Origin of the sequence: Paenibacillus sp. FSL K6-1217 (assembly GCF_045040735.1) — a bacterium.
Classification (GTDB): Bacteria; Bacillota; Bacilli; order Paenibacillales; family Paenibacillaceae; genus Paenibacillus_AQ.
The window spans coordinates 891,004-911,070 of sequence record NZ_CP150271.1 but is presented as its reverse complement, the minus strand read 5'-3'; the positions used below and the strand labels follow the sequence as shown (position 1 = coordinate 911,070).

Below are 20,067 nucleotides of genomic sequence, written 5' to 3'. Positions count from 1 at the left end.
CGGATCATAACGCTTTCCTTCGTGCCGGATGATTGTATTCGGTTTTTCGCTTACATCTGACCCCGTCGACCCTCGGCTAGCCTCTGGAAATTCACATAAGGAAGCGAAGCGATCATAGTTTCCCATACGCAAAAATAAGCAAAAAAAACCTGTAGCCGGTTGGCCGCAGGCGCTTCACAAATAATTCTATTTATAGCTTGTTAGGTGGTTAGAGCAGCTAATATTATCATTCCTATTGCTGATCTCGCTTGCTCTCACCACGTACCTCAGCCTGCACCCCTTTGCGGAATTGCAGCGGCGGCACCCCGGTATGCTTCTTGAAGGCCGTGCTGAAATAATGCTGGCTCTCATACCCCGACTGCTCCGCCACTTCATTAATACTCAGTTCCGTGGAATGCAGCAGCTGGGCGGCCCGGCGGATACGGGTCTGGGTCAGATACATGCCGAAGGGTTCGCCCAGCTCCTGCTTGAACAGGCGGCTGAGATAGACCGGCGAGGCCTGAAGCAGTCCGGCTGTCCCCTCCAGCGTCAGCCCGTACTCGCTGTAATGCTCCTGGATATGCTGCTTCGCCCGGCGGACAAGCGGTGACAGCGGCTGCTCCTTGACCAGCGCGATCCGGCAGCTCCGGTAAGCGGCGGCCAGTTCTGTAATCTCTCCCTGGACCAGCCGGGTGGCGACTTCAACCGCGATTTTGAGATGGCTGCGTACCGCGGACTCCACTCCGGCCAGGATGCGTTCGCCTGATGCATCCCACAGCAGAATGACGATCAGTCCGGCGGCGTCCCGGAACATCACTCTGGGATAGGAGTCCAGCAGCTCGGCGGCGATATTCTCAATGGCGAACAGGAAGAGCTGCCGTTCCTTCTCCTTCATCGCCGGTTGCCGGCTCTCCCACCTCCAGCGGATGATGCCGATCAGCTCCGGCCGCTGCGGTGGAAGCTTGAGGAATTGCAGTTGCTCCCAGATCTCCGCCTGGCTCAGATTGCCGTCCAGCCATTCCTGGCAGAAGCGCTCGCGCAGCAGCGGGAAGTTCTTCATCAGCTGCCGGGAGGCCTGCTCCAGATGCTGGCTCTGCTGCCGCTCGGACTCCAGCTCATCACGGACACCCCGCAGTACCTGCATCAGCTGCTTGGGCTCTGCGGGCTTGAGAATATAATCATTCACCTGGAGCCGGATCGACTCCTGGGCATAGGCGAATTCATCATGGCCGGTAATCACGATGATTTTGCAGCCGGGCAGCGCTTCCCGCAGCCGCTTCATCAGTTCCATGCCGTGCATAATCGGCATGTTCAAATCTACGAGAGCGATATGGATAGCCTGCTCCACGGCCAGCTCCAGCGCCTCTTCCCCGTCTTCCGCCTCTGCGGCCACTTCCATGCCGAGGCTATCCCAGTCTACGCATTGCCGGATGCCCTCACGGATAATGTGCTCATCATCGGCAATGATTACTTTCCATTTGTCTTCCATGTACAGATCATCCTCCTCTGTCCTGATGCTTCTCGGCATAGCTCTCACGAACGACCGGATGGCGGACGGTTACGAGCGTCCCCTGACCCGGTTCGCTCTCTATTTGGATACCGTACGGCTCCCCATAGGTCAGCCTGATCCGTGCCTGCACATTCAATATGCCGTAGCCGCTTCCTGCACTGCCTGTTACAGCCGTTTCGGTCTCTGTAGACTCCGGCTCTTCTGTGCCTACCGCTTCGAGCCGCTGCCTGAGCTCCTTCAGCTTATCCGCAGCCATCCCCGCGCCGTCATCGCGCACGGTAAGATACAGCTCGTTATCCCGTTCCACAACTGCAATCAAGAGGTGTCCGGGGCCGCGCCGTTCCTTGATGCCGTGATAGATCGCGTTCTCCACCATCGGCTGAAGCAGCAGCTTAAGCACATACAGCTCCTGTAAGTGCGGCTCCACTTCAATAGAATACGTCAGCTTAGTGCTATAACGGACATGTTGAATCTTGAGATAGCTGACGATATGCTCCAGCTCATCGGAGAGCGGGATGATATCGCTCCCTTTGCTGAGGCCCAGCCGGAACAGCCTGGAGAGGGACTGCACCACCTCGGCGATATCCTCCGCCCCCTTGCTGCGGGCCATCCAGTGAATCGTATCCAGCGTATTGTACAGAAAATGCGGCTTGATATGCGCCTGGAGACTGCGCAGCTCCGCCTCCCGCTTTTGCCGCGCCTGGAGCTCGGTCAGGGATAACAGCCGGCTGATCTGGGCCAGCATCGTATTGAAGCTGCGGCCGAGCAGCCCGATCTCATCGGAACGGCTGCCCCAGTAGCGGATCGTCAGATCGCCGGACTGCGCCTTGCTCATGAAAGAGGCCAGCTGGCCGATCGGTCGGGAGATTGAATAGGCCAGATAGAACGAGGCGGTCATGCCCAGCATACAGACCACGAATACAAAGGTGACGACATTGAATGTAATCTCGCGGATGCCATAAGCCGATTCATCCATCGGGAATACGCCCATCGTGGTCCAGCCGGTAAACGGCGAGGAACGGTAGATCAGCTGAAGCTCACGGCCGTCTATCGTCTCAGAGGTAATGCCCGAGGACTCGGTGAACAGGCCTGCCGGAATGGTATCCATCAACGGGTGCTGCGGCGCATAAATCATCTCTCCGTGATGATTATCCACCACCGTCAGATAACCGGTCTTGCCGAGTGTGACATCTCTGGCCGTCTCCGCGATCACCCGCAGCTTCAGATCGACCAGCACCACGCCCTGTACCACCTGCGTCTCAGGATTCACAATGGCCCGTACGGCAGAGACAACCTCGCTCTCCTTATAGTCCACGTGGGACCTGACATCACGGCCATACGGATGCCCCACGATCAGGAAGATCCCTTTATTCTCAGCCGCCTGCTTGTACCAGCTCTCCTCCGTCAGCCGGGTACCGGAACGGGTATACATCTCATTGCTGATGTAACCGCCTTCACGGTTGACCAGCATGATCCCGGCAATCTCCGAGCTGAGCGTAGTGAAGCCCTGCAAAAACTTGCGGATATTGTACTCCGCCGACTCTCCATTGCCCGCTGCTAGGTCCGGCTGTGCCGCAACCGCCGGTTCTCCCTTCAGGAACTTCTGCACACCCGGATCGAACGAGATCAGGTATGTGATTTTTTGCAGATTCTCCACATCGCTCTCAATGGCTGTATTGACCTTGCGGATGAGCTGCATCGTGTTCTCAGTGCTCTGGTCCTCGACGATCCGGTCCACCGTCCAGCCAATCAGCAGCCCGAGTCCAATGGAAGGCAGAATGCTGATCAGCAAAAAGTGAATAATCAGCTTGTAGCGGATCGGCATATTATTCAGCTTCAGCTTCTCCATTGTTACGCCGGTCTTGCGCATTACAGGCTCCCCCTCTGCCGCCTATTTGGCATAATAATTGTCCACATTCATCCGCGTGACTACATCAATTCCGGTATCTACAGAATCGGGGACAGGCAGAGGCTTGTTATTGGCATAGGCATCAGGATCAGCCTCCAGATCGCGGTGTAGATGAAACAGCTCGGTCAGCGACCAGTAGCCCATATTCCAGGTGCCCTGGGCCATGGTTGCGGCAATCTTGCCTTCCTTGACCAGATCGAGTGTGCCTTTATCCGTATCGAAGCTGATAATCTGCGGAACCGGTCCGCTGCCACGAGCGGCATCCACCGCCTCCGCGACCCCGATGCCGCCATTACTTTCTGTGGCAAAAATCCCGGTCAGCTGCGGATACCGCACCAGCAGCTGCTCGGCGGCCTCCCTGGACGCCACCTGATCTCCCCGCCCATCCTTGACCGCCACCAGTCTCATCTGCGGGTACTTGCTGCGGATCGTATCCGTGAAGCCGTCCGTCCGCTCCTGATGGTTATGCTGATCCGGTGTGGTAATAATAGCGACCTCGCCTGTGCCTCCGGTCAGTTCAGCCATCGTATGCGCTGCCTTCGTTCCGGCATTATAATTGTCTGTGCCGAGGAAGGAATACGCCTTGCTGCCCTCAGCTCCCGAATCAAACAGCACTACCGGAATGCCGCTCTCCACAGCCTTGTTAATGGTCGCGGTAAGCAGCTTGGAATTCACCGCCGAGATGGCAATCCCCGCCGGCTTCTTGGCGATGGTCTGCTCCAGCACCGTCATCTGTTCACTCGCGTTGTGCTGGGTGGAGCCGTGATATTCAACGGATACATTCAGCTCCTCTGCGGCATCCTCGAAGCCCTTCAGCACGCTTTTCCAGTAATCAATGCCGATCTGGAACGTAACCATCACATATTTGTCCTCAATCTTCCCGCGCAGTCCGGCGGTCTCCCACGGGTCTGCCGCATTCCCCTGCTGCTTGTAATTCAGCACGTAGACCACGAAGATGCCGATGAGCAGCACGTAGACGAGCCAGAGCTTTTTCACATATGTAACCCCTTTCACAACAATGGATATTCGTAGCCTCCAGCTTCTTCCATCTATATCCAATCTAGTCTAATAGCTTGGCAGGCGTTCCGTCAATTACGTTACGCGGTCGATGGATAAATCCCGTGAATCTGCTGCGACATTTTATGTCGTACCACCTGTTCTATACTGGACATGTATCAATCAAATTACTGAAATGAGGACTACACACATGGCAAAAACAAAACGCGGACGGGTCCTTTGGACCCTCCCTTCCCGTGGACGCGGCACCTGCCCGGTCTGCGGAAGCACCAGAATCAAGCTGCTCTACACCAAAATAAAATCTGACGGCACCGCCCTGAAGGTCTGCAAGCGCTGCGACAAAGCCACGCAGGTTAGAGTGGACGCAGCAAGCCGGTAAAATGACGCAAGGATGCCCCCTGCTTCATGCTTCGTGCATGGATGCCGGGCAGCATCCTTGTTTCTTGTCGGGAACGGTCGTACTGGCCTTACAAGTCATCACCAGCTATACTGGAGGCTAAATAGAAAGGAGTGGAGCCGCATGAGCCATATTCACCGTATCCAGTGGTTCGACCAGCAGGTCCGCCAGGCCGCTTATCCGAACAGCCAGCTTCTGGCGGAGCAATTCGAGATTTCCAGACGCCAGGCCCAGCGGGATATTGAATACCTGGCAGAATCCCTGCGGGCTCCACTCCGGTACGTGGCGAAGCAGCGCGGATATATCTACGAGGACAACAGCTTCGTGCTGCCTCATCTGTACATAACGGACGAGGAGCAGCGGGTGCTGAAATATCTGGCCTACCGCTACAGCCATTATGACTATGAGGATGCCCGAACCATCCGTAAGATCGGGGGGTTGCTGGAGCGGTTCACGGATCAGCCCCTCACGGACAAGGAGCTGAGGCTGCCGGTGTTTGAAGTGAATGCCCACCGCCTACAGATGATGGAGATGCTGGAGCAGGCCATCTTGGCCCGCAGAGTGGTCCATGTTCTCTACAGGGACGGACAGGACTCTCCACAGGAGTTGTATCTCTGCCCCCGGCAGCTAAGCCGGCGGGTAGAGGAGGATTATCTGGTGGCGACTGTAGAGGGAGACGGACGGAGTGAGTATTTCAGCCTGTCCGGCATCCGCCAGCTAACGTTGACTGGCAGGGTTTTTGCAGCCGGAGAAGACGGTCCGGCGGCTCCGGCGGAGCAGGCCAGACTCCTGAAGCCATTCACGGCAAGAATCCGCATGAAGGAAGCGCCTCGGGAGAGCTCATGGGGCGGTTACAGGCTCCGCGCTGCCGCTGAGGATGTCTATGAGGTTGATTTTTATGATACCAGCGCGTTCATCGCACAATTGCTCCATGCGGAGTGGAGTGCCCTCCTCTCCCCCAAATGGCTGAAGGAGAAGCTCCGCAGCAGCTGTGAGGCAGTAGTGAGACGGCTGGATGAACAGGAGAATGATCAGTGAGCAAGAGAACAAGCGTAATTCTTGACGTCCGGATGAAGCGTGAGTCCAAATCTTTTACCGATGCGCTCTATGCCGTACTGACTGCTGCCGGGTTATTCGATGGACCCAAATTCATGCTCTCGGGGCTAAGCGGCATGGCCTTCAAATTCACCGTACATGAGAAGCTGCTCCCCTACTCCGTAACGGCTTATGGGCAGTGGGGCACAGAGCATAGCCGGGCGGCCGATAACCTCGGCATCTTCTTCCAGTATGACGGCGGGAGAACAAGACATGATTCATTCGGGGAGTACCAGCGGCTCGCTATTGACAATGTGAAGCTGAGTCTGGACCATGGCCGGGCCTGCATCTACTGGATACCGGAATTCGGCGTGATCCATGGTTATGATGAGGACGACCAGGTATTCTATGTACAGGATGGCTGGTCCGGTGAGACACAGGTTGTGCTGTATGATAACTTCGGCCTTAACTTCACGCCCTTCTGGGACTGTATGTATGTCGGAGAGCGGGTGAAGATTCCGCTGCAGGATGCTGTACTGGAGTCGCTGCGGCTCGCGCTGGAGGATTGGGAGACGCCTCACAAAACACTGCCCGACCTAAGTCTGGCTTCAGGCCGCCTCGCCTACAGCTTCCTGATCCGGGCGCTTCAGCAGGTGGAGTTCGACAGCAGCGGCGCTGTCTATATTCTTGAATCGTACCAGACCTCGCGGATTGAAATCTGCGCTTATCTCCAGGAGGTTCAATCTGTACTGCCGGGGCTGGATGCGGTTCAGCGCTTGTATGCTGAGCTGGGGGAAGGACTGAGGGGGCCGTTCGCGGCTGCTCTTACCGTAATGAACGGAAGTACGATGCTAATCCCTGAGCAGCTTCCCTCCCTCTGTTCTGCTTTGGAGAAGGCCTTGAGGCTGGAGGAAGCAGCCATGCAGCAGGTCAGAGTCATCTCAGAACAATACCCGGACCGAAAACGGTCCACACTGCCAAGATGGGGGGCGCATACCGCACGATGAGTGATTACCATAACAAACAAGCTTCAGCCGCTGCGGATCAGCTGCGTGTGCCGCTCTCTTCTTCTTTTGCAGATGCCATGCACCAGGTTCTCTCGGCCAAAGGCTGGTTCAGCCTGCCCGTCCATATGCTGTCCGGCATGACGGCCTTGTGTTTCCGCCTGTCCGTGCACAGGCAGCTTCACCCGGATTCAGCTACGGCTTATAACTGGGCAGCTGAACACGCGGTGGCGGCTGATCTAATCGGCATGATCGCCAGCCAGGGTGCAGGCTTTAACTTCAGCCCTACCTTTCCTCTCTATCAGAAGCAGGCTATTGCCGCAATCCGCCAATCCCTTGAGCAGGGCACCGGGGTGGTCTGCTGGAAGGACCGGTTCGTGGTCATTACCCGCTGTGATGATGAGCGGCGGCTCTTTTATTACAAGGAGCTGAATTCAGCCGCTGAGCACGAACTGCCTTACGAGCAGCTTGGCAGGAATGAGACTCCCTACTGGTATTTGCAGGGGTACGAAAGGCAGATCCGCAAGGAGCCGCTGCAAGTCATCCGGGAGTCACTCATTCAGGCGGTGTACAAGGCAGAGGTTCATGACTTGATGCTGCCGAAGGCGCAATATGCCTGCGGACTTCAGGCCTATGAGGCCATGCAGGAAGCCTTGACAGGCCATACCTGTGGGGCGGCCGGAGCTTATGACACCCTGGTGTATTATGCATATTCGAAAAAGGATGCAGCCGCCTACACCAGAGAAGCCAGCCTATACTGGCCGGAGCTGGAAGAACCTGCGAACCATTATGCTGCCCTGTCGGCCGTTTATGATGAACTTGCCGCAGAGGCAAGCAGATACGCGGCGCAGGCTGAGCTTCTCGGCTCCAATGCATCCCGGCGCCTGGTTCCGCTGATCCGCGAAGCAGGCTGTATCGAGACCGCAGCGATTCAATCCATCCGCCTGCTGCTGCGTGAGCCGATCGAGAACCGCTTCCAGGATGTGGGGCTGCGCTAACCCCTGCGGTGCGCTCAGAACATCAGTGACTCTGCATATTTCTCCCCTTCCAGCAGGTCATATTCGATCAGACGGTAGTCACCCAGCAGCGCCTGCTGCTCCGGAGTTAGCTCCTTCAGGATTCCGCTGTCACCTGGCCCGATCAGCACCTTCTTGCTGAGGCCGGGAATTTCCGTCCGTACCTGCTCCAGCAGCTTGTAAAAGGCCGGCAGCGGCTGCCCGGATAACCGGAAGACTGCAGGGCCGAGAAAGGCAGGGCTAAGCGTGCCGAGCGGCTCCTGCCCAATATCGAAATTAGAGAGTACTAATAGCTTCGTCTCATGCTTCAGCCTTGGCTGCTGATCCCAGCCTGCTCCGGTATAGATCCCGGCGCTGAGCGCGGGCAGATGGTCTCCCCAGAACACCGCAATGGTGGGCCGCTTAATCTTCAGCAGCTCCTGCTGTAGATAAGCCATGGCCTCATCAGTCAGCTTGGTATCCTGCACGTAGGTCTCCAGTTCGTCCTTCTGCTCTGGCAGTCCGCCTTGGACGGTGATGGTATTCGGTCCGTTCACGCCTTTGACGAATGGAAAATGATTCTGCATCGTCACCAGATGCAGGAACGCCGGGCCCGAAGCCTCTTGAAGCTGCCGGACCGCCTCCTGTACAGCCGCCTTATCCGAGACATACCCCTCGGGAGTGAGGCGGTCGGCTGCCGGCAGATCCTTCTCACTTGTGAAGCGGTCGAAGCCCAGTACCGGATAGACCCGGTTCCGGTTATAGAAGGTCTCATCGAACGGGTGCAGCGCCAGTGCCTCGTAGCCTCTGTCCTTCAGAATACTGACGATCGACGGCAGGGAGGACATTTTGACGATGCGCTGTTGGTAAGGAATTGTGCCATCCCCCAGGAAATACATCGACAGCCCGGTCAGGGCCTCGAACTCCACATTGGCCGTATTGCCGCCGAATTCCGGGGACAGCAAATAACCGGACGGCGTCTGGCCCGCCACCTCATGGATGAATTTCAGCGGATCTTCACTTAACGTATATCCGGGCAGCCGGGTAGGGTCGAAGAACGCCTCATTCATCATGAACAGAATGTTCGGCTGTTCCTCCGGACGGGCCTGCACCGCCACATCCGGCAATGCCGAATACTTCGCAGCCACCGCTTCAACCGCTTCGCGGCTGTAGCCTTCCGGCTTGTCCATCAGGCTCTGCCGCAGATTCCCGGCGAAGGCATACACGAACCCGTTCTGCGTATAATTCACCTTCTGGTTCCAGAAGATGTTCTGATAGTTCATCGCTGCCACCACAGGAGATTGACTGGTGACCAGCACAAGAAACCATGCGCTCAGTCCCACAGATACCCCTGCCAGCGTCAGGCGCAAGGACAGTCTGATCCGGTTCTTCGGCAGCTTGATAATCACAACGGCCAGTCCGGCAATCAGCAGAACTGCGGCACCTATAGCAAGCGGAGAGATCATTCCGCTGGTGATTTTACTCATCTCACCGGCATTCTTCAGCAGCATCAGATCCCACGGAAACAGCGGTTCCCCTCTCGTGGCCAGCTTCTGGTCACTGGCAATCCCCAGCAGCACGAACAGGGCCGAGACCACCGCCGGTCCCGCATACGCGTTCGGCATAATCACTGAACTTAAGAGCAGGATGAAGAAGATGAACAAGCTTCCGGTACAATACAGCCAAGGGTAAGCGCCAACCCACTCTAACGCATGAAGCACATCCATACGGTAAGAAGCAGCCTGCAAAAACAAATTCAGCCCAAACCCTGCAACCAGTAAAATCATCAATAAATACGACAAACGCTTCGATGGCAATAACCGCGACAAGTGCATTCACTCCTAACTGTTAAAGGAGTAGTATACGCCTTTTAGCTTAAAACCGCCTTAAAATTCAGTATCCAAAAAGGCACAACCTCTGTTTACTCCCCCACCACTATGATTTGGAGACAAAAAAGAGAGCAGCGTCAAACGCTGCTCTCTTGTCTCTTTCCTATTCTCATCCCAAAGAGATAGACTGGATGTGTAACATACTCAGGGTGAAGTGGCGGAAGAGAAGTTTGAACTGTAGGAGCGATAGCGTTCGCCTTTAGGTTTGTATTTCTACTGCGAACAGCAGTTTAGATCATGAAATACAAACCTAACAGCGGCCGGAAGTCAAACATTCTCTGCAGTCACGGACAATTCCTGAGTGGATTTTACCGGTTCAGGCTATCTCCTCCTACTTCACATATATCCGGCTGCTCTCCTCCCAATACTCCCCAGGCTCCAGCCCGAACAAGCCGATGTCATCGGCGGGCAGATCCACCTTCGGGGCGTTCACCAGGTTGATCTGAGGCTCGGGGCAGAAGAAGCCTTCGGTCGCGCCGTTGTTCCAGATCATCCATTGCTTATACGAGGTGCCCACATCATACACCAGCGTAACTCCGGCCTTGCGGTCGGTAAGCTCCATCCGGTTCCGTCCATTCTGGGCGGCTGCGGTATAGTGGTTGTCCATCGACGCATAGAATGGATACACTCCTTCGCCGCGCAGAGCCACCTCATCGGCAGTCAGCTCCTGGAATTTGCCGGTAGGCAGCATCCGGTCGCTGCTCAGCTCCCAGCGCTCGCCGATAGTCACCTTGACGCGGTAATCCTGCGCGCTGCTGCCGGGTGCGAACGGTGCATTAATTGCAGTATGGAATGCCAGCAGGCAAGGCATCAGCACATCGCCGTCATTGTGGACCAGCAGCTGCTGGGACAAGCCGCCTTCACCGAGCGTATAGCGCAGCTTGACAGTGTATTTGAACGGCAGATACTGATAGGACGGATGATTCTCATCCACCTTGATGGCGACAGTGACGAAGCTTTCGCTTGTGCCGCTGCCGAATTCCTCAACCTCCCATGCAGCTGTATGTAGGAACCCGTGCAGATGGTTGCCGGTCTTGGCTTCATTGACGGGCAGGTGGTAGGTCTGTCCGTTCCACGGGAACTCCCCATCCTCATAACGGTTCGGCGGAAATAACACAGGAATACCATGAATGCCAGGGTTCTCCTTGAACGCTTCCATCTCCTCCGCGCCCGGCTCATGCAGGAAACGGTAACCGCTCTCAGTATCACGGAAGCAGATCAGGTTCCCGCCGATGCCCGGCAGAACAGCCGCTTCATAACGTCCGGCCTTCAGCCAGACCGCAGCTTCTCCCTCATAGTGTCCTTCAAATGCTGTAATCGACGTCATTATATTATTCCCCTTCCATATCATCAAAATGACTCTCTCATAGATAGAGTACCACATCTGTCCGCGATGCAACATGCCATTTTACAGCTGCTCCACTTCGACACTCATGACATGCTCGATTTTTTTCACATCATAATAGATTTCCGTAGCATAATCCTTGTCTGGTGCCGAGATAACCATATCAATCAGTTGCCGGCCGTCTTCGAGATCCTTGATCTTCATCCGCCGGATTGTCCGGCCGGTTTTGCGCGTTTTGCGCTGATCGGTCATGACATGCCGCTGCTCAATCTTCTGAATGACATCGGTCAGAATATAGTTCGGTTCCATGATGATTTTGATGGAGATTTCGTGCTTGTTCAGCACCTCGGGTCCAACCGCCTTGATGAGCAGGGGCACAGCGTTAACCGCGAACATCAGCAGCACAACCGCATAACCCGCCTCTACAAAAAAGCCCGCGCCGACCGCAATCCCGATGCCGGATGCCGTCCAGATCAGCGCCGCCGAGGTCAGCCCGGAGATGGCATCTCCGCCTCTGCGCAGAATGACGCCCGCCCCCAGGAACCCGATGCCGCTGACAATCTGCGCCGCCAGACGCATCGGGTCCATGCTCGGATGCTCCGGTCCGCCGAATTTGTCATACGCATGAATCGATACCAGGGTAACCAGACAGCTGGCGATACTGATGACCATACTGGTCCGGATTCCCAGCGGCTTCTGCTTTAATTGCCTGTCAATGCCGATGAACAGCCCGAACAGCATGGCCACTAGCAGCTTAATAATCGATTCCGTGTGCAACAGGTCCATATTCATGAATTTTTCCCTCCTTCCTCGCCCTTCATGGCACATAGAAACAGTATACCTGAAAAGCGCTGCAATCTTTACTGAAATTTTCGTCAGCAGTTCAACAAAAGAAACGGACGGCTATCCCCGCTATCCGGGTGCTTCAGGCAGCACTGCCTGAGGCTCCGGCAAGGAACATCGTCCGCTTCAGTGAAGATTTCACTTATCTCATAATATGAGCGATGACTGACGGATAGAAGGATCAGCCATGCAGGAGCGATTCGGCTCCGTCACAGAAGATCTCCGTACCGCTGATATGATCGGAATCCTCGCAGGCCAGGAACAGCGCCAGCTTGGCCACCTGATCCGGCCGCCCCGGCCCCTTCTCCAGCGGCTGCCCGCCATCCGGGAATTCCACCTTGATCTGCACTTCCTTGAGGTCATCCGAAGGATAGGTATTGTCATCGATATTCGTGGTAATCGCCCCCGGACAGATGGCGTTCACACGGATTCGGTACTGGGCCAGCTCAAGCGCAGCCATCTTCATAAAAGCCACCTGACCGGCCTTGGTAGTGCTGTAGGCGGAGAATCCGATATTGGAGAATACCCGGTTGCCGTTGATCGAGCTGTTGATCAGGATGCTGCCGCCCTTCTCCTTGAGATGGGGAATTGCATATTTGACGGTAGCGAAGGTTCCCCGCAGATTGATCTGAATCGTCTGGTCCCAAGACTCAATATCCATCGTCTCAATCGGTGTCATCGCCCCGTTGATTCCGGCATTGGCGAAGACCACATCAAGTTGCCCCCACTTCTCCACCACCTGGTTCACAGCATGCTCGACCTGCTGCGGTTCAGCGATGTCACATTCAAACACTTCGGCTTCTCCGCCCTCTTGCCTGATCTGAACGGCCACCTTCTCCGCATTCTCCACCGTCCGGTCCAGAAGTGCCACCTTGGCCCCGCTTCTGGCGAACTCCAGCACTGAGGCCCGGCCGATGCCCGAACCGCCTCCTGTAACGATAGCTACTTTACCTTCCAGTTTCTTCGCAGTCATATGCGCAGTCGCCTCCATTGGTGTATGATGTTCAGTTATGTTCTTTCCCTTAACTTTACCTCTCATACCTTGAAATGAATCGGATTACGGCAGCACAAATACCAAAAGGCTTGAGCCGCACCCGGAGTCACGGGCAGCGGCTCAAGCCTTAACGAAAAACATACTGCATCAGCCCAGCATCATCCGGTCATCAGCCAGCTTATGGCCGCTGATCGCCTCGAATTCGCCCAGCAGACGTTCTACCGTCAGGTCCTTCTTGCGCTTCTCATCGAAATCGAGAATGATCGACCCCTTGTCCATCATGATCAGCCGGTTGCCCAGCCGGATCGCCTGGTCCATGTTATGGGTAACCATCAGCGTAGTCAGCTTCATCTCACGGACAATCGATTCCGTAAGGGTGGTGATCAGCTCGGCGCGCGAAGGGTCCAGCGCAGCTGTATGCTCATCCAGCAGCAGAATCTGCGGCTGGGTGAAGGTCGCCATCAGCAGGCTCAGCGCCTGCCGCTCGCCTCCTGAGAGCAGGCCCACCTTAGCCCGCAGCCGGTCCTCCAGGCCAATGCCCAGGCGGCTGAGCTGTTCGCGGAACAGCGTGCGTCTCTGCGCATTGACCCCCAGGGACAACCCGCGGGGCTTGCCCCGCTTGTAGGCCATGGCCAGGTTCTCTTCAATCGTCATATGCGGCGCCGTGCCGGCCATCGGGTCCTGGAAGACCCGGCCGATCCAGCGTGCGCGCTGGTATTCCGCCAGATGGCTGATCGAGCTGCCCTCAATATAAGCTTCCCCGAGATCGGGCTTCATCACGCCCGAGATAATATTCATCAGCGTAGATTTGCCGGCGCCGTTGCTGCCGATAATCGTGACGAAATCGCCGGCGTTCAGCGCAAGATCAATGCCGAGCAGCGCTACCTTCTCATCCGGCGAGCCGGCGTTGAACAGCTTGCAGACATTATCAAGCTTCAGCATTGGCGGCGCCTCCTCTCTGCTTGCTGCGCTGGGCCAGCTCGGCCAGCTCTGCGGTCCGTCTGCGGGCCGTGCTCTTCTGCTTGACATACCGCTGAACCGACGGGAAGACCAGGGCAATAATAACGATAATTGCGGTAATCAGCTTGAGATCGGAAGCCTTGAGCCAAGGCACCCGCAGCGCCAGGGCGACCACAATCCGGTATACAATCGAGCCGAGCAGCACCGCCAGTGTGGCCCGGAAGACGTTCTTCGCACCGAAGATCGCCTCACCGATAATCACCGATGCAAGGCCGATGACAATCATACCGATCCCCATCGAAGCGTCGGCGAAGGTAGAATACTGCGCGATCAATGCGCCGGAGAGTGCCACCAGCCCGTTCGACAGGCTGATCCCCAGAATGGTGGTCGTATCGGTATTCACCCCGAAGCTGCGGATCATCCGCGAGTTGTCGCCGGTGGCCCGCAGGGCCAGTCCCAGATCGGTGCGCAGGAACAGATCCATCAGGATTTTGACCAGCACGACAATAAAAGGCATGACCAGCAGAGGATTGATGGAGCTGAATAACGTATCGTCCCCCATCAGGGAGACATTCGGCTTCACCAGAATCCGCAGATTGATTGAATACAGGGCAATCATCATCAGAATGCCGGACAACAGCCCGTTGATTTTCCCTTTGGTATGGAGCAGCCCGGTACACATCCCTGCCGCCATTCCGCCGAGCAGTGCACATAAGGTCGCCAGCAGCGGAGAATACCCGTTGCCGATCATCACTGCGGCAATCGCGCCGCCGGTTGTGAAGCTTCCATCCACCGTCAGATCGGGGAAATCCAGAATACGGAAGGTAATATAGACCCCGAGTGCCATGAATGCGTAGAGCAGGCCCATTTCCAGGGCTCCGATTAATGAATTATACATCGCTGACTTCCTCCCTCAAGCGGCAAAGGGCGCCCAACTTGGATACGCCCCGTTACGATCTCTGTATGTTATTGGATAATATTGTTCGCCGGGTCAGCGACCTCGGCCTTCATAGCATCGGTTACTTCAATCCCTTGTGCCGCCGCCGCCTTCAGGTTAAGAATCACATCCAGCTTCTCCTGCATCTTCACCTTCATATCACCGGGACTGGTGCCGTTCTTCAGCACTTCTACCGCCATCTCGCCTACCTGATAGCCATGATCGAAGTATTTGAAGCCGACAGTAGCAAAAGCACCCTTCTCTACCGTATCACGGTCTGCCGAGAAGAACGGAAGCTTATTGTCGTTAGCTGTCTGGATGATGCTGTCTACGCCGCTGACAACGGAGTTGTCGAGCGTGATGTACAGCGCGTCTACACGCCCTACCAGGGATTCCGCGGCCTGCTTCACTTCCGAAGTATTGGTAATCGCGGCCTTCACCAGTTCAATGCCGTGCTTGTCCAGCTCAGCCTTGGCAATATCCGCCATCACTACAGCATTCGGTTCGCCTTCGTTGATCACAAGCCCCAGCTTCTTCACCTTGGGGAATTGCGTGGCAATGAAGTTCATCAGCCGGTTAATGGACTCCGGATTGGTATCCGATGCACCGGACACTTGACCTCCGGGATGCTCCAGATCGCTTACAATCTTGGCATCGACAGGGTCGGTTACCGCAGCGAACAGAATCGGGGTGTCCTTCACGTTCTGCACGACAGCCTGAGCCGCAGAGGTTGCAATCCCCAGTACCAGATCGTTTTTGTCACCGGCAATCTTTTGGGCAATGGACAGGTTGTTGGCCTGATCGGCCTGGGCGTTCTGAAGATCCACCTTCAGGTTCTCGCCTTCGACAATCCCAGCATCCTTCAGCGCAGCCAGGAATCCCTCACGGGTGGCATCCAGCGATGGATGCTCAACGTATTGCGAGATAGCAATCTTGTACGACTTGGAATCGCCGGAGCCTGCATTCGCCGGAGCTTCCGTCGCAGCGGCTGGAGCATTGCCGGTGCCCGCTTCATTTTTCACTGCTGCATTATTGTTCCCGCACCCGGCAGCCACGAGCATCAAGGCCATGCTTAGGCCCAGCCACATCTTCTTAGTCTTCATCAGATAACCCCTCTTCTTATACGGGTTCAGCGCGAGAACCTGGGCTAGCAGTCCAGCATTATCGCTTTCATCTTTAAAAGCATTAAAGCGAACGCCCGCACCCTTTTCCCATCCGCTCCCCGAATCTATTAAACATATATTATATGTAGGTTGATTTCCCGTCAATCATTTAAGTGTGGTCCATATATTACAAAATACGCACAATAAGTGTCTCCTCGCTTCAACAATCTGCGGTTTCCCTTGACATTGATTGCTAAAGCTTGCAGCACATAAAAAAAACGCTCCTGCACAAACTTACCTTAAAGTTTGAAGATGGAGCGTGCCCTATGCCAATAAACAATCTGCGTACAAGCAAAATTATACTATCCTCCGCCATCGTAATTACTGCCCTTGCCGGAACAACCGCCTGCAGCTACACCAGTAAGGAGACCACTCCCAAGGTGAACTCGCTGACGCCGTCCGGAACGTTCGCAGGCAGCTATTATGAGAAGAATTCTTTTACCGACAAGGAGGGCAAGTACTGGATTCCGCTCAAACCGGCTGCGGCCTCTATCGGCTTCAGAATGAAGGATGATACGGCCAGCGGCGGATATACCAAGCTAGGCTATAGCGATGTGATGTATATGCTGCGGCCGGATTCCAGCCAGGTGTTCTCATTGGGCCAGAAAATCACCCTTCCCGATGTCCCTATCCGCCGTGAAGGTCAAATCTACATCACCCCAACCGCCTTGTCCAAGCTGCTGCAGACAGAGGTCGGCTGGAATCCCGTTACCGGCGAGATTAATATCGCCACGCCTTCTGACAGGGAGAGTTCAGAGGACTCCGGCCAGGCGAAGGCTGCCAAGCCGCTGCGGATTCAGAGTGTATCGAATGTGGATACGGGCGAGCTGATCTCTTATGCCAAAAAATTTCTCGGCGTACCTTACGAATTCGGCGCCGGACCGTACGAAGAGACCCAGCGCTTCGACTGCTCGTCCTTTACACGCCATGTCTTTCAGAAATTCGGGGTGGACCTCCCCCGGCTGGCCAAAGATCAGGACAACATCGGCAGACGGGTGTCGCGCAGCGCGCTGGAGCCCGGCGATCTGATCTTCTTCACTGTACCCGGACGTTTCGAGAGCGACGCGGTCCCCGGTCATGTCGGCATCTACCTCGGCGGCGGGAACTTTATTCACACCTGGGGAGACCCCGGCGTACAGATCAGCGAGCTGGACAGCGGATACTGGAGCAACGTCATTCTGCACATGCAGCGCGTGATCTGATAAGTTCTTATATTTTGACAAAATGCAAGGAGGACGCCGGTGTCTGGATGGACCCGGTGTTCTTCCTTGCATTTTTTGGAACAGACTATTCCCAGTCCTTCGTACGCCCGCTAAGGCGGAGAACCAGCTTCACCAGCTCGACAATGACCACGATAGACAGCGCAGCCCCGCAGACCAAGCCCCATTGCAGGCCGTTCAGATGCTCTACGCCGAACCATGCATTCAGCCCCGGAATGAGGATCACCAGCACCAGCAGAAGGCCGGAGATCACCGATGCGCCCAGCATATAGCGGTTGCTGAACACGCCGATCTGGAATAGCGACCTGGTATTGGATCTGACGTTGAACGCATGGGTAAGCTGCAGTAGCCCCAGGGTGGCGAAGGCCATCGTGACCGCAATCCCCTCATCATAATGGGTGTGCGCCCAGTAATAGACCATGAGCGTCAGCCCAGCCTCCAGCAGGCCTTGATAGATAATCGAGACCCCCACACCGCCTGCAAAAATACTGCTGCTCGACTTACGCGGCTGCTTCGCCATGGTATCCCCGTCCGCCTTTTCCAGCCCCAGGGCAAGTGCCGGAAGGGTATCCGTCACCAGATTGATCCAGAGAATATGAATCGGCTCCAGAATCCGCCAGCCGATCAGCGTGGCGATGAACAGGGTGACCACTTCCCCCAGATTGGCCGACAGCAGGAACTGGATCGATTTGCGGATGTTACTGTAGACCTTCCTCCCTTCCTCCACCGCGACTACGATGGTTGTGAAGTTATCGTCGGCCAGCACCATATCGGATACGCCCTTGGCCACATCCGTCCCGGTAATCCCCATGCCCACTCCGATATCGGCGGACTTCAGGGCCGGGGCGTCATTGACCCCATCGCCGGTCATGGCTACAATCTTCCCTTTGGCCCTCCAGGCCTTGACAATCCGCACCTTATGCTCGGGTGAGACCCGGGCGTACACGGAATAATCGGCCACTCTTGCGGCAAAATCCGCCTCGCTGATTCCATCCAGCTCGCGCCCGGTCAATACCGCCTGGTCATCCTCGATGATCCCCAGGCGCTTGGCAATGGCAGCTGCCGTGTCCCGGTGGTCCCCGGTGATCATCACCGGACGGATGCCCGCCCGTCTGCAGACCGCCACAGCCTCCCGGACCTCCTCGCGCGGCGGATCGATCATTCCGGTCAGCCCCACGAACACCAGCGCCCGCTCTGTCTCCTCAGGCGAAGGCGCTGCGGGCTGCGAAGCTTCATCCCGGTAGGCAAAGGCCAATACCCGCAGGGCTTCATCCGCCAGCTCCTTGTTGCTCGCGGTAATGCGGCGGGTATGCTCCTCCGTCAGCGGTACAGCTTCGCCGTTCTCATAGATGTGCGTGCATTTCGAGACGAGTACATCCGGGGCTCCTTTGGTCAGAACACGGAACTGTCCGTTATCCAGCTTGTGGATCGTGGTCATCAGCTTGCGGTCAGAGTCGAACGGCAGCTCGCCGGCACGCGGATACCGCTGCTCCAGCTCCCGCTTATCCGTCCCTATGCTGAGCGCATAGTCGACTAACGCCGTTTCCGTCGGATCGCCCAGGATCGCTTTGCCGCTTCTAGTCCCGCCACCCGCCCGAGGCTTCTCCGGTGAAGGCTTACCTGCTGCGCCCGCGCCGTCATCAATGCTGGAATCATTGCACAGGGTCATCGCCTGCAGCAGCAGTTCACCGCCCGGTGTTTCATTCAGCTTGGCGTCTGCCGTGACCGTCTCCCCGTTCATATACAGCTTCTCGACCGTCATCTTGTTCAGGGTGAGGGTCCCTGTTTTGTCCGAGCAGATGATCTCCGTACTGCCCAGTGTCTCCACCGCAGGCAGCTTGCGGATAATCGCCTTGCGCTTCGCCATCCGCTGGACCCCAAGGGCCAGAATGATGGTCACGATGGCGGGAAGCCCCTCTGGAATGGCCGCTACCGCAAGCGAGATCGAGGTCAGCAGCATATCGAGCAGCTCCCGGCCTTCCAGCCAGCCGACGATGAAGATGATCACACAGACCCCCAGAATAATGAAGGTGAAGTACTTGCCGAGTTCATCCAGCTTTTTCTGAAGCGGGGTGATTTCATTCTCAGACTCCGAGATAAATCCGGCAATCCGTCCCACCTCTGTGTCCATGCCCGTAGCCGTGACTACTCCAACGCCGCGCCCGTAAGTGACGCTGCTGCTCATATAAGCCATATTCGTCCGGTCGCCGATCACCAGATCTGAGCCTTCCAGCACGCCCGCCTGCTTCTCCGAAGGCAGCGATTCACCGGTCAGTGCAGCCTCTTCCGTCTTCAGCGAGGCCGCTTCCAGCAGCCGGACATCCGCAGGCACCACATTCCCGGCCTCCAGCAGCACCAGATCGCCGGGCACGAGCGCCTCGCTCTTGATCTCGGTGACCTGCCCGCCCCGGCGGACTCTGGCTTGCGGGGAGGACATGCTCTTGAGCGCCTCCAGCGCCTGCTCCGCCTTGTTCTCCTGGATCACACCCAGCACAGCGTTCAGAATAACAACCAGCAGAATAATAACCGTATCCGTCCACTCTCCGAGAATCCCTGACAATACCGCAGCGGCCAGCAGAATGAAGATCATCACATTCTTGAACTGCGCGATAAATTTGGCCAGCAGCGATTGGGGCTTCGCCTCCTGCAGCACATTGCTGCCGTAACGCGCAAGCCGCTCTGCCGCTTGCTCGGCACTCAGCCCTTCCTTCCCGCTCTCCAGCAGCTTCAGCACCTCCGCAGCTTCAAGCGTGTGGAAGGCAGTGTGCTCCCGGCCCTTTCTTTTGGCAGAATCCGTATCCAAGCCATCAGCTCCTTAGCGATCTATTCTGTGCAAAATAACCATATATGGAGTTTTACCCAAAAATAGC

16 protein-coding genes are annotated in these 20,067 nt (G+C 56.3%); 5 read left to right on the top strand and 11 right to left on the bottom strand.

Features of this window, described 5'->3' with window-relative positions:
- Positions 1-232: 232 nt before the first annotated feature.
- Genes MHH28_RS03755 through MHH28_RS03745 form a run of 3 tightly spaced genes read right to left on the bottom strand, consistent with a single transcriptional unit; the run spans position 233 to position 4,394 of the window.
- A complete protein-coding gene (locus MHH28_RS03755; protein ID WP_405111989.1) occupies positions 233-1,468 on the bottom strand; it encodes a response regulator in 1,236 nt (411 codons plus the stop codon).
- Positions 1,469-1,475: 7 nt separating this feature from the next.
- A complete protein-coding gene (locus MHH28_RS03750) occupies positions 1,476-3,359 on the bottom strand; it encodes a sensor histidine kinase (RefSeq protein ID WP_405111987.1) in 1,884 nt (627 codons plus the stop codon).
- Between the two features lie 21 nt (positions 3,360-3,380).
- Complete coding sequence (locus tag MHH28_RS03745) at positions 3,381-4,394, bottom strand: substrate-binding domain-containing protein (protein ID WP_405111984.1); 1,014 nt, start codon at positions 4,392-4,394, stop codon at positions 3,381-3,383.
- 211 nt (positions 4,395-4,605) lie between these two features.
- On the opposite strand from MHH28_RS03745, the gene MHH28_RS03740 reads away from it, so the two are divergent.
- The 4 genes from MHH28_RS03740 (at position 4,606) to MHH28_RS03725 (ending at position 7,849) form a co-directional block, all read left to right on the top strand.
- Positions 4,606-4,794 (top strand): hypothetical protein, encoded by a 189-nt coding sequence (locus MHH28_RS03740; RefSeq protein ID WP_405111981.1) that lies wholly within the window; start codon positions 4,606-4,608, stop codon positions 4,792-4,794.
- 141 nt (positions 4,795-4,935) lie between these two features.
- Positions 4,936-5,850: a helix-turn-helix transcriptional regulator gene (locus MHH28_RS03735; RefSeq protein ID WP_405111978.1), complete on the top strand. Its 915-nt coding sequence runs from the start codon at positions 4,936-4,938 to the stop codon at positions 5,848-5,850.
- Complete coding sequence (locus tag MHH28_RS03730) at positions 5,847-6,854, top strand: hypothetical protein (RefSeq protein ID WP_405111976.1); 1,008 nt, start codon at positions 5,847-5,849, stop codon at positions 6,852-6,854. The genes MHH28_RS03735 and MHH28_RS03730 overlap by 4 nt, the downstream gene beginning before the upstream one ends.
- Positions 6,851-7,849 carry a hypothetical protein gene (locus tag MHH28_RS03725; RefSeq protein ID WP_405111974.1) on the top strand — a complete coding sequence of 333 codons (999 nt, stop codon included), beginning with the start codon at positions 6,851-6,853 and terminating at the stop codon, positions 7,847-7,849. Before MHH28_RS03730 ends, MHH28_RS03725 begins: the two co-directional genes overlap by 4 nt.
- Positions 7,850-7,863: 14 nt before the next feature.
- On the opposite strand, the gene MHH28_RS03720 is transcribed toward MHH28_RS03725, so the two are convergent.
- The 7 genes from MHH28_RS03720 to MHH28_RS03690 all read right to left on the bottom strand — a co-directional run bounded on the left by MHH28_RS03720 (position 7,864) and on the right by MHH28_RS03690 (position 15,917).
- A complete protein-coding gene (locus MHH28_RS03720; RefSeq protein ID WP_405111971.1) occupies positions 7,864-9,648 on the bottom strand; it encodes an LTA synthase family protein in 1,785 nt (594 codons plus the stop codon).
- 418 nt (positions 9,649-10,066) lie between these two features.
- Positions 10,067-11,062 (bottom strand): aldose 1-epimerase, encoded by a 996-nt coding sequence (locus MHH28_RS03715; RefSeq protein ID WP_405111969.1) that lies wholly within the window; start codon positions 11,060-11,062, stop codon positions 10,067-10,069.
- Between the two features lie 81 nt (positions 11,063-11,143).
- Entirely contained in the window at positions 11,144-11,866 is a 723-nt protein-coding gene (locus MHH28_RS03710) for an MgtC/SapB family protein (protein WP_405116822.1), read from the bottom strand.
- Between the two features lie 238 nt (positions 11,867-12,104).
- Positions 12,105-12,896 carry an SDR family oxidoreductase gene (locus MHH28_RS03705; RefSeq protein WP_405111966.1) on the bottom strand — a complete coding sequence of 264 codons (792 nt, stop codon included), beginning with the start codon at positions 12,894-12,896 and terminating at the stop codon, positions 12,105-12,107.
- 168 nt (positions 12,897-13,064) lie between these two features.
- Entirely contained in the window at positions 13,065-13,859 is a 795-nt protein-coding gene (locus tag MHH28_RS03700) for an ABC transporter ATP-binding protein (protein ID WP_405111964.1), read from the bottom strand.
- Positions 13,846-14,775 carry an ABC transporter permease gene (locus tag MHH28_RS03695; RefSeq protein WP_405111961.1) on the bottom strand — a complete coding sequence of 310 codons (930 nt, stop codon included), beginning with the start codon at positions 14,773-14,775 and terminating at the stop codon, positions 13,846-13,848. The genes MHH28_RS03700 and MHH28_RS03695 overlap by 14 nt, the downstream gene beginning before the upstream one ends.
- Positions 14,776-14,843: 68 nt before the next feature.
- The gene (locus tag MHH28_RS03690; RefSeq protein ID WP_405111958.1) at positions 14,844-15,917 is read right to left on the bottom strand and encodes an ABC transporter substrate-binding protein; all 1,074 of its coding nucleotides are present in this window, start codon (positions 15,915-15,917) and stop codon (positions 14,844-14,846) included.
- Between the two features lie 326 nt (positions 15,918-16,243).
- Here MHH28_RS03690 and MHH28_RS03685 point away from each other — a divergent pair, with 326 nt between their 5' ends.
- Positions 16,244-17,179, top strand: coding sequence for an NlpC/P60 family protein (locus MHH28_RS03685; protein ID WP_405111955.1), 936 nt, complete (start codon positions 16,244-16,246; stop codon positions 17,177-17,179).
- A gap of 85 nt (positions 17,180-17,264) precedes the next feature.
- Here the strand turns inward: MHH28_RS03685 and MHH28_RS03680 are convergent, their stop codons facing one another.
- A complete protein-coding gene (locus tag MHH28_RS03680) occupies positions 17,265-20,000 on the bottom strand; it encodes a calcium-translocating P-type ATPase, SERCA-type (protein ID WP_405111952.1) in 2,736 nt (911 codons plus the stop codon).
- Positions 20,001-20,067: the final 67 nt, after the last annotated feature.

What these genes read in the sequence shown, in the direction of transcription:
- MHH28_RS03700 (WP_405111964.1), bottom strand. Translation starts at nt 13,859, where the DNA reads ATGCTGAAGCTTGATAATGTCTGCAAGCTGTTCAACGCCGGCTCGCCG.
- MHH28_RS03685 (WP_405111955.1), top strand. Translation starts at nt 16,244, where the DNA reads ATGCCAATAAACAATCTGCGTACAAGCAAAATTATACTATCCTCCGCC.
- MHH28_RS03715 (WP_405111969.1), bottom strand. Translation starts at nt 11,062, where the DNA reads ATGACGTCGATTACAGCATTTGAAGGACACTATGAGGGAGAAGCTGCG.
- MHH28_RS03755 (WP_405111989.1), bottom strand. Translation starts at nt 1,468, where the DNA reads ATGGAAGACAAATGGAAAGTAATCATTGCCGATGATGAGCACATTATC.
- MHH28_RS03690 (WP_405111958.1), bottom strand. Translation starts at nt 15,917, where the DNA reads ATGAAGACTAAGAAGATGTGGCTGGGCCTAAGCATGGCCTTGATGCTC.
- MHH28_RS03695 (WP_405111961.1), bottom strand. Translation starts at nt 14,775, where the DNA reads ATGTATAATTCATTAATCGGAGCCCTGGAAATGGGCCTGCTCTACGCA.
- MHH28_RS03750 (WP_405111987.1), bottom strand. Translation starts at nt 3,359, where the DNA reads ATGCGCAAGACCGGCGTAACAATGGAGAAGCTGAAGCTGAATAATATG.
- MHH28_RS03710 (WP_405116822.1), bottom strand. Translation starts at nt 11,866, where the DNA reads ATGGACCTGTTGCACACGGAATCGATTATTAAGCTGCTAGTGGCCATG.
- MHH28_RS03740 (WP_405111981.1), top strand. Translation starts at nt 4,606, where the DNA reads ATGGCAAAAACAAAACGCGGACGGGTCCTTTGGACCCTCCCTTCCCGT.
- MHH28_RS03735 (WP_405111978.1), top strand. Translation starts at nt 4,936, where the DNA reads ATGAGCCATATTCACCGTATCCAGTGGTTCGACCAGCAGGTCCGCCAG.
- MHH28_RS03725 (WP_405111974.1), top strand. Translation starts at nt 6,851, where the DNA reads ATGAGTGATTACCATAACAAACAAGCTTCAGCCGCTGCGGATCAGCTG.
- MHH28_RS03705 (WP_405111966.1), bottom strand. Translation starts at nt 12,896, where the DNA reads ATGACTGCGAAGAAACTGGAAGGTAAAGTAGCTATCGTTACAGGAGGC.